This is a genomic window from Paraburkholderia sp. EG286A, from assembly GCF_040965375.1.
In the GTDB taxonomy this organism is placed as follows: Bacteria; Pseudomonadota; Gammaproteobacteria; order Burkholderiales; family Burkholderiaceae; genus Paraburkholderia.
The window spans coordinates 614,036-626,980 of record NZ_JBFRCB010000004.1; the positions used below are offsets into that span (position 1 = coordinate 614,036).

At 63.5% G+C, this 12,945-nt stretch carries 10 protein-coding genes and 1 pseudogene; 6 read left to right on the top strand and 5 right to left on the bottom strand.

Annotated features, from left to right (window positions below; all coding sequences use genetic code 11):
• The first annotated feature begins 199 nt into the window (after positions 1–199).
• A complete protein-coding gene (locus tag AB4Y35_RS21705) occupies positions 200–1,021 on the top strand; it encodes a flagellar brake domain-containing protein (protein ID WP_368705867.1) in 822 nt (273 codons plus the stop codon).
• Between the two features lie 19 nt (positions 1,022–1,040).
• Here the strand turns inward: AB4Y35_RS21705 and AB4Y35_RS21710 are convergent, their stop codons facing one another.
• The 5 genes and pseudogenes from AB4Y35_RS21710 to AB4Y35_RS21730 form a co-directional block, all read right to left on the bottom strand.
• Positions 1,041–1,805, bottom strand: coding sequence for a hypothetical protein (locus tag AB4Y35_RS21710; RefSeq protein WP_368705868.1), 765 nt, complete (start codon positions 1,803–1,805; stop codon positions 1,041–1,043).
• 19 nt (positions 1,806–1,824) lie between these two features.
• Complete coding sequence (locus AB4Y35_RS21715) at positions 1,825–2,853, bottom strand: hypothetical protein (protein WP_368705869.1); 1,029 nt, start codon at positions 2,851–2,853, stop codon at positions 1,825–1,827.
• A 2-nt stretch (positions 2,854–2,855) separates the two neighbouring features.
• On the bottom strand, positions 2,856–3,377 hold the full coding sequence (locus tag AB4Y35_RS21720; RefSeq protein WP_368705870.1) for a (2Fe-2S)-binding protein: 522 nt from the start codon (positions 3,375–3,377) through the stop codon (positions 2,856–2,858).
• Complete coding sequence (locus tag AB4Y35_RS21725) at positions 3,374–6,103, bottom strand: xanthine dehydrogenase family protein molybdopterin-binding subunit (protein ID WP_368705871.1); 2,730 nt, start codon at positions 6,101–6,103, stop codon at positions 3,374–3,376. Before AB4Y35_RS21725 ends, AB4Y35_RS21720 begins: the two co-directional genes overlap by 4 nt.
• 36 nt (positions 6,104–6,139) lie before the next feature.
• Positions 6,140–7,279 (bottom strand): annotated as a pseudogene (locus tag AB4Y35_RS21730) (formylglycine-generating enzyme family protein); the annotation flags it as partial.
• 527 nt (positions 7,280–7,806) lie between these two features.
• Here AB4Y35_RS21730 and AB4Y35_RS21735 point away from each other — a divergent pair.
• From AB4Y35_RS21735 to AB4Y35_RS21755, 5 genes are all read left to right on the top strand, one after another.
• Positions 7,807–8,232, top strand: a complete 426-nt coding sequence (locus AB4Y35_RS21735; RefSeq protein WP_110383740.1) for a DUF4399 domain-containing protein — start codon at positions 7,807–7,809, stop codon at positions 8,230–8,232.
• 51 nt (positions 8,233–8,283) lie between these two features.
• Entirely contained in the window at positions 8,284–8,709 is a 426-nt protein-coding gene (locus tag AB4Y35_RS21740) for a DUF4399 domain-containing protein (protein WP_133187104.1), read from the top strand.
• Between the two features lie 324 nt (positions 8,710–9,033).
• Entirely contained in the window at positions 9,034–9,303 is a 270-nt protein-coding gene (locus AB4Y35_RS21745) for a hypothetical protein (protein WP_368705872.1), read from the top strand.
• A gap of 171 nt (positions 9,304–9,474) precedes the next feature.
• Positions 9,475–10,899 (top strand): efflux transporter outer membrane subunit, encoded by a 1,425-nt coding sequence (locus AB4Y35_RS21750; protein WP_368706132.1) that lies wholly within the window; start codon positions 9,475–9,477, stop codon positions 10,897–10,899.
• A gap of 177 nt (positions 10,900–11,076) precedes the next feature.
• Complete coding sequence (locus AB4Y35_RS21755; RefSeq protein ID WP_368705873.1) at positions 11,077–12,939, top strand: FHA domain-containing protein; 1,863 nt, start codon at positions 11,077–11,079, stop codon at positions 12,937–12,939.
• The last annotated feature ends 6 nt before the right edge of the window (positions 12,940–12,945 follow it).

A 12,945-nucleotide genomic window follows, 5' to 3' on the forward strand; every position in this document is an offset into this window, starting at 1 on the left:
ATTTTTATTGACATCGCTCGCTATATTTCGGTCACAATGCAGCATCGAACAAAACCAACAAATTCACACGCTATCGGTCATGCACTTTCACGAGCCTGGCAGCGGTACTGCGTCAAAAACTCTCGAACTCCTCGGGGACCCTGGGCAACTGCCCCTCGAAACGCCGCTGCCATTGGCGGTGTTTCACCATGACGGAACGATGCTGCTGCCGCAAGGCGGGGTGCTGAACAGCGAGCAGCGCGACTTCCTCTTCGCGCACTTCCAGCCTTATCGCAACACGGCGGAGGAGGCGAATCTCGCGAGCACGCAAGACGGCCTGGCCGATCGTGGCGAGCGTGGCAAAGGGCCGTTGACGCTGGACGACATGAACCTCGCCATTGGCGCGCTGCTGGGCATACGCAGCCAGGCGGGCACGGGGCGCGAGATGCTGCCGTGCCGGCTGATCGGCTTCCGGCCGGGCGGCGCGATGTTCGTCACGCCACCCGCCGCGGCCAAACCCGCGTGGGAGCCGTTCCAGGGCGAACAGGTCGAGATCGTTGCGATCGCAACACAAGCCGTGTTCTGGCTCGTCTGCACGGTCGAGGCGGTCTGCACGCATCCGTTCCGCTATCTCGTGCTCTCCGAACCGGGCACGATTCGCCGGCTGCGCGAACGCCGGGCCGTGCGCGTACGCACGCAACTCGCGGTGCGCTATGGCGTGGACCTGACGGGCTCGGAACTGGACCGGCTCGGCATTGGCTGCGATATCAGCGTGCTGGGCATGTCGCTCGCCGCCGGACGCAAGATCGGCGAGGTCGGCGAGCGCATATGCGTGGTGTTCCCCATCGAAGCAGGCAACGTCGGGGCGACGTTCCAGGCCGTCGCCGTGATACGCAATCTGCGCGCCGATACCCCACAGGCAGGGCTCACCCTGCATGGTCTCGAGTTCGACACGCTTTCTCCCGAGAGCCAGGTCGCCCTCAAGACGTTCGTGTTCGACCGGCAGGACGCCGTGTCTTACTGGGCTGGCATGCCGACCTGAACGGGCCGCGCGATAGCGCTCAATTCCGCTTGCTGCGTTTTGCCGCCGCCGCAATTTTTTTGGCGGCCGCAGCGGTGGTCGTGGTCTTCGCGGCGGTTTTGACGGCCGGCGCGGCCGGCGTGGCGGTCGATGGTGCAGCGGCGAGTGTGTAGCCCTGCGCTTTCGCCGTCATGTGCTCGGCGATCAATTCGGTCTGAAACCGGTTGATCGTGTCGGGGTCCGTAAAGATGGTCTGCGTGTTGTTTTGCGCCAGGTAGCCCGGACCTCCCGGCGCGCCCTTGATCACGAACGTGCCCTCGCCGGACGCCGACCAGTTCACCGATCCCTCGCCGCCCACCTTGCCATCGGCCACGAATCCCTTCGTATGACTGATTTGATGGGCCGCCGACTCGCCGATCACGAAGAACGTGTTGAATTTGACCGGGTTCTGCGCGATATCGGATTCGAGTAGCTTCTTTTCGTGCACGCCGCCCGCCTGGCTCTTGTCGAGCGTGATCATCATGGTGATGGTCGGGTCGAGCGCCTGCTGCATGAGGATTTCGTTGAGTTCTTCGTCGTCGAATCCGAACATGTTCATGTAAAGCGAAACGCTCGCGCGGGAAAGGACGTACTTGAGGATGTTGTGAACGTCGTCGCGCCCTACATAGAAGAGATGGAAGTCCTTGCTGGCCGTGCTCGAGTAGCTCTTTTCGCGGGTGTATTGCTGCAGTTCGAGCAGATCGAAGGTCTGCAGGGTTTGCGTGACATCGGATATGACGTTGCTCGCACTCACGTTCGCTGCCATTTCAGGCTCCTCGTTTGGGTCAGTGCAATGACCGGTTGTTCGAACCCGATGGCATGGGTGTGAACGTGCAATTCGGGTCTTTGTGGGCCGCGTCTTTGCAGCAGTCCAGCAAGGCTTTGACTGACGCGAGGTTTGCCTTGTCCCATTGTTCATTGCTCATGGCGTTGTCGGTCGGCATCCAGTGGTCCCATGGATAGCTGTTGGCGAGCCGGTCGTTTCCAGGCGCTTTCTGATTGCCCACAGAGAGCCCGAGAAAGGCGGTGCAGCTCTGCTCGCTGCCGATGCGGTGACAGCCAATGCAGGTGTTGCCCGGTGTGCTCATCGTCATGAGGTGATACGACGAGAAAGCCTGTCCGATGCTCGAATACTTCCCCCATGGATCGGTGGGCACCTTGTCCCACACTTGCCCGATATACGGGCTGAAGATGAAGGGCCCGGCGTCGTGGCATTTGAGGCAGGTGGGGTTCTTCGGCGTGCTGGTGGCAACCATGGTGGGTGTCGCCCAGAATTCGACTGCGGAGGGCTGTCCTGCAGGCGGCTTTCTCTCGTTGGGCGGCGGCACACGTGTCGCAACGATTCCGGTACTCGCGGGCACGTCAGCTTGCGATATCGGTGGTGGCGGTGGCGGCTTCGAGGCGAACCAGCAGGTCTTGCCGTTGCCCGAGTGATGCATCACGACGACCACGAGGTCATAGAACCGACTCTTGTCTTCGCGCAGCACATCGCGACGGCAATACGCGGAAATTTGCGTGTTGCCGCGCGAAAGATTCAGGATTTTCGAAAACGGAATGCATTGACCTTTTGCTTCTGAAGTCGGGCTCAACAAAGAAGGCTTGTCGCATCGCGTAGGGGACTCTTTGGGCCCGGGCGGCTTTCCATCGATCGTAATGGGAATATCCGTCCCGTCATTGCAGTTGAATGGCGGCATCTCGCCAATTTCCCTCACGCATTGATCGGCGTATTCGAGCAAGGTCTGCTCATGCGTAAAGGCAGCAAGCGGCACGGCGAAGAGGAAGCACAGAGCGAACAGGCGGGCGCGGACAGACATGGTCATCCTCCGCTTTTCATCTGCATTTGCGCGACTTTGCGAATCGCTTCGCGATACTTCACGTAGCCTGTGCAGCGGCACAGGTTTCCCCCCACCCAGGTGTCGATTTCCGTTTCGAGCTGATCTGCGCTCACGCGGTACGCCTTCAAATGTTCGAGCATGGCGGTCGCCGCCATCAAAAAGCCCGGCGTGCAGTAGCCGCACTGAAACGCGAAAGACTCGAGAAACGTCTGCTGCAGCGGAGAAAGCCGGTTGCCGTCCGCGAGGCTCTCCACGGTGTAGATATGTTGATTCGCGACCGCGCTCACGGGCGTGACGCACGCCAGGGTCTTTTCCATCAGCGCGTCGCGGCTGCTGCGCAGGCCCACGGTGCACGCACGGCACGCGCCAATGCCGCAGCACACCTTGGTTCCCGTCAGGTCCATTCGCTCGTGAAGAAATTCGGCGAGGCTCATGTCGGTATCGGCGGCCGGAACGGTGACAGCGCGTCCGTTTACGTGAATCCTGATGTTGGCTTCGTTCACTTCAGGGCCTCGCGTATCTTGTCGGGCGTGACGGGGGTTTCCCTGAAGCGATGCCCGGTCGCCATGGCCAGCGCGTTCAGCAGCGCCGGCGCGATGGGGCACATCACGGCCTCGCCGATGCCGCGCGCGCTGTGATGGTCTCCATCTGGCGGCGGCAGCGTGATCAGTTCCTGCCGCGGGACGTCGGTCATGCGCGTGATCAGGTAGCGGTCGAGATTCCACGTGCCGTTGCCGGGGCCGTCATTGCCCAGCGGGCACGATTCGCTCAGCACATTGCTCATCGCCATGGCCACCGCGCCTTGCGACTGGCCTTGCACGATCTCTGGACAGATCAGGCGGCCGGCGCTGAGCGTCGTGACGACATGTTCGACCCTCACGTGCCCGGATTCGGGGCTCACGGAGACCGCGACAAGCGCCGCCGAAGGCGCATAGTTCGTGCGCCCGAAATTGAACGTATCGCGTGGCGGCAGCAACGCGCCGTGAGGCAAGCCCTTGAGATGGTGCGTATCGGGTCCAACGGCGATGTAGTCGCAGTCCATCACGACGGCGCCCGACGCGAACGTGTACTGGCTTCTCCAGAAGCCGCCGGCATAGGTGACATGGGCGGCGGCCACGGTAGGCAGCTGCTGGCGGTTGATCTCGTCGAGCAACGCGGGCCAGCTGATTGCCGGGTGACCGGTGGCGCCCAGCTTGCCATTTGTCCACTCGAGGTCATGCCGCTCGACGTGCGGGCTGTTCCATATTGCACGTGCGGCAGGCAGCACGCTTTGCAGCAACAACACCATCGCGGCGCGGTCTACGGCCTGAAAGTGATGGAACGCACCGAGGCAGGCGCTCGAAGAACCAAAGGGGGCCGAGATCGCTTTGCTTCCGGGAGCATCCAGGATGCCCAGCTTTGTGTAATCGAAACCCGGTATCCGAAACGCCTCGACTTCGTTCATGGTGATTTTCTGCGCGTTCTGCCCAAGGCATGCGGAAGGAGCCAGGGCCAACGTCGTCGCTGCGCCATTGCCCATGTCCGTGTAATGCGTGAGCACATGCAGGCCCGCGTTCGGCTGAATCTGCACCATCGCGAATACCGCGTCTTTGCCGGTACCGTAGGCCTGGTTCGACATGGCGAGCCCAACGCCATATCGCAACCCGAGCGCGTGGCGTTGCGCGCGCACGCTTTCCCTGTTGCGCCATAACTCGTGCGCTTCAAGCGGGTTCAGCAGCTCGGCGAGTTGCAGATGGAACAGAATGGGTGCGCCTGTGAGCGTTTTGCCGTGCTGCTTGCGGAGCAGGTTAGTGCGCCGGATGTCGAATGGACTTTTGTGCAGCGCCTGGGCGGCCTCGTCCATGAGCGTTTCGATGGCGAGATAAGCCTGAGGACCGCCGAAGCCGCGCTGCGAGCCGCCGAACAACGCGGGTGTATAACTCACGGAGCTTTGCGCAATGGCGCGCGGAATGTCGTAGCAGCTCATGGCGCTCATGGCGGCAAGGTCGCCAACCGGGCCCGTGAGATTTTCCTTGGCGCCGCCATTGAAGCTGAAGGAACTGACGAGCGCCTGGAGCTTGCCGCTATCGTCGAGCCAGATGGACTCGGTGAAATCCGTTTCCGCGCGTTTCAAGCCGACCTGAAATTGTTCATAGCGCGACTGCTGCCAGCGCAACGCCCCCTTCGCGAAGGGCGCGGCGAGCGCGAGATAAACGGGAAAATACGACTCGTCGCGGCCGCCAAATCCGCCGCCTGGGTAGCAGCTGATCACGTGAACGTGTTTGACGTCGATATTGCTGTCCTTGAACACATTGCATACGGCTTTGCCGTCGCCGAGCGGCGATTGTGTACCGAGCACCAGATTCAGACAACCGGAATCCGCTTGAAACCACGCCAGCCCCGACTCCGGCTCCATGAAGACAGGATCGATGGCGGGCGTTTTGAAAGCACCGTCGAACTGGCGCCAGGCCTTGCTGTCGACCTTGGCGCTGGCCCGATCGTAAATTTCTTTACTTGCACTGTTGCGTGCGTTGGTGAATTTCTCAACGGGGAGGCTGCTCCTCTGGAGGTTCGAAAACGACCTCGCGTCGTCGCGCACATAAACCTTGGATGCGGTCGCATACAAGGTGGTGATGGCGCTTTCCGGTACCGTTGCGCCGTACCGGATCACCGACTCGTTGAAATCGAGCAGTTTCTTCGCGCGGCGATACGTGTCGAAGTCTTCGAAGATCAATAAGGCGACGGGCTGGCCGTAGCAATTGGCGGGTTTGCCTTTCTGTGCGAAAAGATAGATATCCTGGCTCGCTACCGGATCTTTCTCGGCAGCGAGATAGATGCGATTGTCATTCAACGTCTGGTTGGAAACCACGGCGATCGGGCGAAGATCGTGCGGCAATACGCTCAGGTCGAAGTCTTCGAAATTCTTGTCGACACAATTGCACCGCAGCGCGTATAGCCAGTTTTCTTCTTTCGGCCAGCCGTCGAAGTCGCGCGCCTTGTAATCGCGTGCGTAGATCTTCGCGCCCGTGACCTTGCTCACGCCGTCGATGCGCCAGCGCGCCTTGCCAGGCTCCGGCGCCCAGTCGGGCGCGCCGTTCGGTGCCTGTGGCGCGGCGTGGGCGCCCGTTGCGGCATGTGCGGCTGGGCTGGCGGCCGCGTATGCGGTAATGGAACTGACCGACATCGTGACCGCGCCGCTCCCCATGGCCTTGAGGAATGTCCGGCGAGTGATCGGAACATCGCAAGCCATGTGCGTCTCCAGGCGAGACCCGCAGCGTAATCTGCGTTATTTCATGTCGCGCGCTACGCGAAATCCATTGGCCTCGTAGCGAACGCTGCTGTCGTATTTGAAGCGCGTGGCGGCGAGCATATAGCCCGCGCCGTCGCGCCACGATCCGCCGCGGATCACGCGCGTCTGGCAGTTGGGCTCGTCCCACGAGTGGCCATCGTTCGGCGCGTTCTTGTACGAGTTGTGCCAGCAGTCGCTGACCCATTCCCAAACGCCGCCGGCCATGTCGTAGAAGCCGAACGCATTGGCCGGGAACGAGCCGACGTCGTCGGGCGCCTCGACGTGCCACGGCGGCCCACAGTCCTTGCAGTTCGCCGTACCCTTGCGCATGTCGTTGCCCCACCAGTAGCGCGTTTCGGTGCCGGCGCGCGCGGCATATTCCCATTCCGCCTCCGTCGGCAGGCGGTAGGGTTTGCCGCTGATCTTCGAAAGCCATTTCACGTATTGCTGCGCGTCGTCCCAGCTCAGGTCGCGCACGGGGGCGTTCGGCGAGGCGTTGTTCTCGTTCGACAGGCGCGGGCACGCGCTCGCGGCGACACACGCGTTCCACTGCGCCACCGTCACCGCATACTTCGCGAGCGCGTAGCTATGGCTGATCGTCACGTGGTGCGCGGGCCGCTCCGAGGCGTCGTCGGTGTCGATGCCCATGGTGAAGTTGCCGGGCGTCACCGCGACCAGCACCGGGCAAGATGGGCAGTCCTGAATGTCGTGCGGACCCGGCTTCGAAAGGGCAGGGTTGCCCTTCGCCGCGACTGCCGCCGCGGCTGCGGCCGTTGCCGCGGTCGTTGCGGCGGCCGGCGGTGCGGAGGCGGGCGCTGCCTTGGTCTGTGCGGCTGGCGGCGCGGCCGGGGGCGGCGGTGTCTTTGCCTGAGGCGCCGGCGCGGGTGCCGGTGCGGGCGCGGCGGCAGCGGGGCTGCTAGCTGGGTGCTGGGCGGACGTAGCGGGCGCGGCGGACGCTGCAGCCGGTTTCGATGCCTCCGCACGCAAACGTGTCAGGCGGGCCTGCGCGAGCGGCGCGAAGCGTCCGTTCGGATAGGCCTTGAGGTACGCCTCATAGTCGCTCGCGTATTGACTGTCCTTGATCGAATTCCAGAACGTGATTTCATATTCCTGGGAGGTGTCTTTCGGCATCAGGCCGACGCGCACGATCGCGACGCCATAGCGTTGCCGCGCTGCGCTGGCCGCGGTGAGGCGCTCATGCGTGGCGTGGGCGCTTGCGTACCGGCCAGGGTCTTGCGGCTCGAGACGCGGCTGCTCGCGTGCCGGAGCCGAACGGTCATGCGCTGCGGGCGCGGCCGAGCGTAGTGTCGAGGTCAGGCCTAGCGAGATCAAGAGGCACACAGGCAACACTAGCCGCCACATGTTCGTTCTCCCTATCAGGTGCCAACCCGGGTGCCAACCCAGGCGTCATCGCCTTTCAATGCCGACGGTGCGCTACCCCGCTGCAGTCGCCGGCTGCGCTCGCGTGATACGCAAGCCGCCGCTGGCAAACGCACTGCCTGCGCACAACTACAAAATAGCACGCACGCCGGGCGATGCAGTAACTGGGTGGCACCCGCCCGCGCCGCGCCGATTTATCTCCATCCGCTTGAATCCGTCCTAAGCTGTAGAACACGCACCGAACTCCAAAGCGGCGCGCCGTCTGCCGAACAAGGAGCACGAAGATGCAACGAAGAGCAACCCTGTTGGCCCTGGCAGCGGCCGTTCTGATGCCGCGCCTCGCGTTTGCCGAGCGCACCCCGTCGCCGCCCGGCGCAGAGGTCTACATCATCTGGCCGCCGGATGGCGCGACGATTCCCACCGGCAAGTTCTGGGTGCGCATGGGGTTGCGCAACATGGGCGTCTGCCCCAAGGGGATCAACAAGGCGAACACGGGCCATCATCACCTGCTCATCGACACGGACCTGCCGCCACTCGATCAGCCGATCCCGTCGGATCGCAATCATTTGCATTTCGGCGCGGGCGAGACGGAAGCCCGGGTCGAGCTTCCGCCGGGCAAGCACACGCTGCAGTTGCTGATGGGCGACTACAACCACGTGCCGCACGATCCGCCGGTCTACTCGAAGAAGATCACGGTCACGGTCAAGTAGCGAAGGACGTCCGGCTTTAGCCGCAGCGCAAAAGAAGCGGGAGTGCACGCCATGAACAGGTTCCTCGTTTTTGCTGCCAGCCTCGTGCTGCTCGCGGGCGGTGCGGCGCATGCAGGCACGACGCCGGCCGACCCGAACGCGCACGTTTATATCGGCTGGCCCAACGACGGCCAGGTCATGCCGGCCGGGCGGCCATTCCGCGTCTGGTTCGGCCTGCGCAACATGGGCGTGGCGCCTGCGGAAGTCGAGTTTCCCAACACGGGTCACCACCATCTGCTCGTCGATACGGACTTGCCGCCGATGGATCAGCCCATTCCATCCGATCGCAACCACCTGCACTTCGGCGCCGGCCAGACCGAAACCATGCTGCAGTTGCCGCCGGGCAAACATACGCTGCAGCTGCTGATGGGCGACGCGCACCACGTGCCGCACAACCCGCCGGTGTACTCGAAGAAAATCACCATCTACGTTAAGTGATCCATACGAATCGGGTCTCGCACGCCAAGGCGATACACGAACGTTTGCGACGCTTTCACGTTCCCCCACAAACAGTGTTCGCGGCGCGCCAACATAAGCCGATTGACGCGTTGGCGTGCGCCCATCACCACGCACGACCCGCGCGCGCCTCGCGCCGCGCGTGAGACTCCGGGAATTCCAGAACTGTCCTTGTGCAACGGGCGATGCGCCGCCATGCGCACGCGCGCTCGCGCACCTGGCACGCCTCATGCCTTGTTGGACCCGAGCCCGCAACCATGCAGCTCACAATCCCAACACTGTTGCATCCTTTTCTGGAGAACTGCCATGAGCAAGCTGATGATCGCCGACCTGGGCGTCGCACAAGAACTCGACCGCCGTGAAATGAGCGCCGTGCGCGGCGGCCTGGGCCTGTGGCCCGTCTACTACCCGACGATGCCGAGCGTGAAGGTCGACTCCACCAACTTCTCCGCATCGCAGCTGATCGGCCAGACGAACACCATCCTGTCCAACACGGGCAACGACGTGGCGTTCGTGAACAACCTCCACGCTTCGACCAACCCCGTGCAAACGGCTCACAACACGATCAACTTCTGATCGTGCTGCCAGCCGTGGAGGCTTACCGGCCTCCACGGCGCCGCCCTCCACCGCATCCGCTGCACACCGCTTCTTCGTCGCGTCCTTCGCCGCCTTTCCCTTAAGGAGTCGATCGTGAACACACTGCTCTCGCCGTCCGCCGCACACGTATGTCGCGGCGCGTCGCGCTGGCTGACCCGCGTCGTCGGTTCGGCTGGGTTGTGTGCCGTGGCGCTGTGCGGCTGCACGGATCTGAGTACGCCTGCGTATCGGCGCCCGGACATGCCTGAGAAGGACGCCTGGGCGCATACGAGCCGCACGTTTTCCGCGGCCGATACGGTCAATCCGCAGTGGTGGAAAGAGTTCGACGATCCCTACCTGAATACACTCATAGATAAGGCGATTGCGGGCAATGTCGATATCCGGGTGCTGGCGGCGCGCATTGGCGTGGCCGGCGCGCAGATCGGGGAAGTGCAGGCCGGTGCACTTCCGACGGTCGACGCGGGCGCGGGTATCGACTATGAGAAGAGCACGGGGCTAGCGCTCTCGAAGACCTATAACGTCGCCACTCAGGTCAACTGGGACATCGATATCTGGGGCAAAGTCGAAAAAAGCGTGCAGGCCCAAAAGGCCGAGTATCACGCTAGCGAAGCGGATTGGCGTGCAGGTTATTTGACGCTCGTTGCGAATGTGGCGAGCACTTATTTCCAGATTCTCCAGTTCGACGATCAGATCCGCGACGAGGAAGACACGCTCAAGCGGAACAAGCAGATTCTCACCATCTACCAGCAGATGTACGCAAACGGTGTCGCGCCCAAAACCGAGGTGCTGCGCCAGAGCGCGGAAGTCAATGGCGTGACGAACGAACTGCTGGAATTGCATCGCGAGCGCGATACCGCCGAAAACGCGCTGTCCACGCTGGTCGGCGTGCCCGCGGGCGAATTCAGGATGCCGTTGGGCCAGTTGCGCCAGCGCGTGAAGCTGCCGGACGTGCCCATGGGCCTGCCCGCGCAGTTGCTGGGGCGCCGCCCCGACGTGGTGGCCGCGCAGTACCGCATTCTCGAATCGTATGACGAAGTCGGTTCCGCGCGGCTCGCACAATTGCCGACCCTCAGTCTCACGGGCCGCGCCGGCACGGCGGCGTTTTCGCTTTCCGATCTGTTCAAGGTGTTCACGCTGAGCTTCATGCCGAGCATCGACTTCCCGATGTTCGACCCCAGCGTGCATGCCCACATCAAGACGACCGAGGCCCAGAGCAAGGTCGCCGAAGAGCAGTATCGCCAGGTGGTATTCACGGCGTTCGAAGAAGTCGAGAACGCGCTCGTGAACCTCGACGCACATAAAAAGCAGCGCATCGAACTGCTGCAGCAGAACGAACGGCTGCGCACCGTCGCGGCGCAGGTCGAGGCGCAGTTGAAGGAAGGGCTCGTGTCGCAGCTCGAAGTATTGGAGTCCGAACGTTCGCTCGCGAATGCGGAACAGTCGCTTCTGGCCAACCATGAGCTGATCCTGAGCGACACCGTCACCCTTTACAAGGCGATCGGCGGCGGCTGGCCCGACGTCGATGTGGCCAACGTGGCCTCGAATTCCGCTGTGTCGGCAGCGCCCGTCAAGTGAGCGCGCTCGTTGCAGCGGACCGCGTCAGTTGTTTGACTCCAGCCAACAGTCGCCTACACTTTTCTCACACCCCGATCGCCAGGTGCAAGGCGCGCGGCTTCACTCGGAGAGTCAGTGCGCACGCGGCGCTTGCGCCACGCGCATTCCGGCTCACAACTGCTGATCGCTGGCGGAATCATGGTGCCTGACGCCGCTTCCATTGCCGAGAGCCAGACATCGCTCGACCGGACGTTCGATATCGTGCTGCGGCCGATATCGCATGCGGAGCTGGGCGAAATCCGCATCGACAAGGATCTTTTCGCAGTCGGGCGGACACAGCCGCCTTTTGCCGCGGCGCGGCCAGAAGTCGTGGTCGATGTCTCGCGCCGTCACGCGCGCATCTTTCGCGAGGGCGCGGCGGCCTACGTGGCCGACCTGGGCAGCAAGAACGGCACGGCGGTCAATGGTATCGAAGTCACCCAGAAGCCCCACGTGCTCAAGGACGGCGACGAACTCAGCTTTGCCGGCGCGCTCGCGTTTCGCGTGAGCTTCGCGCCGCGCACGGTGCGCGCGCCCGTGCGGGCGACCGTGGTGACGCTCACGCCAGAGCGCGCCGATCTCGGTTTGCAGCAGATCGTCGTCACGAGTTTTCCGTTCCTGGTCAGCAAGGCCGACGAGACCTTCTCGCAGTATCACGACGCGTATCCGCACCAGGTGAACTATCTGTCGCGGCGTCATGCGCACATCTATGCCGAAGACGACGCGATGTACGTCGAAGACCTCGGCAGCACCAACGGCACGTTCCTCGACGGCCAGCGGCTCGACGATCACGCGGTCAAGCTCGAAGACGGCCAGCGGATCGCCTTTGGCGGCGAGCACTTCGTCTACCGGATTGGCCTCGAGAGCACGAGTGGAAGCGATGCCACTGTGACGGCGACGCGCGAACACCGCGCCTCGGTGCTCGCCGAAGACGCCGACCGCACGACGTTCATTGGCAGCGCGCACTCGTTTCTCGACATTTTCTGCACGCCGCCCGCGCCCGCGCAGGACGACGAAATCAACCCCGATGCGCCGCAACCCGTGCCGGAACCGGGCCACGACGCGCGACGCCGGCGCGGCAGGATCGAGCTCTTCCTGAGCGAGTTGAGCGAAGCTCTGGGCGGCAGCGGGAAGATCAACATGGGCGCGTTCGCGCGCTGGGGCGGCGGCGGGATTGCCGTGATCCTCGCGCTCGTCGCGCTCACGTATTTCCAGGGCGCGCCGCAGCGCGACATGCAGGCGTTGCTCACGAGCGGACAGTTCGAAAGCGCGGCGCGCATGGCCGATCAATATCTCACGCGCCACCCGAACGACAGCACGTGGCGCGCGATGGGGACGGAAGCGCTCATCAAGGCGAACGTGCCCGACTGGGTCGCCGCGATCAACGCGCGCGCGTTCGACCGTGCGCGCGCCATCGTGGAAGACATGCGTACGCTCGCGCGCCACAATCCGGACGCCGCGCCGCTCGTGGAAAACATTGGCTGGATCGGCGCGCTGCAATCGTTCGTGCAGGGACGGGGCGGTTCGCAGGCGCCGATCCGCATCTATCGCGACGAGGCGCCGATCCACGCGCTGACGAGCCGCTGGAACGACGACCCCGGCGAGCACCAGCGTGCATTCGACCGCATCTCGGCGTATGTGCCGGCGTTTGCTGGCGTGTATGCGGATTCGCTCAGCCACTTGCGCAAGCTGCAGAGCGACGACTCCGTGTATGTGGCCGCGCTCGATCGCATCCATCAGGCCATCGACAGCGCGCTCGCGAGCGATCGTTTCGACGCGCTCACGGCGATGCTGAACGACTACGCGCAGCGCTATCCGCGCCTCGCCGGGCTCGATGCCGTGCGCGCCGACGTCGACCAGTATCAGCAGATCGACAGCGAGGCGCACGCGGGCCATGCGCAGGCCGTGCACGACAGCCTGGCCGCCGCTCACTTCGCCACGCCGCCGTTCGCAGCCCACGCGGGCGCGCTCGAAAAGCTGGCGCTAGCGGGAGGGCATGGTGAATCCGCGCCAGCTCATTGAGCGCCT

Bases quoted from the DNA above. Each gene is read 5' to 3' on its own strand.
- AB4Y35_RS21705 (WP_368705867.1), top strand. From the start codon at position 200: ATGCTGCTGCCGCAAGGCGGGGTGCTGAACAGCGAGCAGCGCGACTTC.
- AB4Y35_RS21745 (WP_368705872.1), top strand. From the start codon at position 9,034: ATGAGCAAGCTGATGATCGCCGACCTGGGCGTCGCACAAGAACTCGAC.
- AB4Y35_RS21735 (WP_110383740.1), top strand. From the start codon at position 7,807: ATGCAACGAAGAGCAACCCTGTTGGCCCTGGCAGCGGCCGTTCTGATG.
- AB4Y35_RS21740 (WP_133187104.1), top strand. From the start codon at position 8,284: ATGAACAGGTTCCTCGTTTTTGCTGCCAGCCTCGTGCTGCTCGCGGGC.
- AB4Y35_RS21710 (WP_368705868.1), bottom strand. From the start codon at position 1,805: ATGGCAGCGAACGTGAGTGCGAGCAACGTCATATCCGATGTCACGCAA.
- AB4Y35_RS21725 (WP_368705871.1), bottom strand. From the start codon at position 6,103: ATGGCTTGCGATGTTCCGATCACTCGCCGGACATTCCTCAAGGCCATG.
- AB4Y35_RS21755 (WP_368705873.1), top strand. From the start codon at position 11,077: ATGGTGCCTGACGCCGCTTCCATTGCCGAGAGCCAGACATCGCTCGAC.
- AB4Y35_RS21715 (WP_368705869.1), bottom strand. From the start codon at position 2,853: ATGTCTGTCCGCGCCCGCCTGTTCGCTCTGTGCTTCCTCTTCGCCGTG.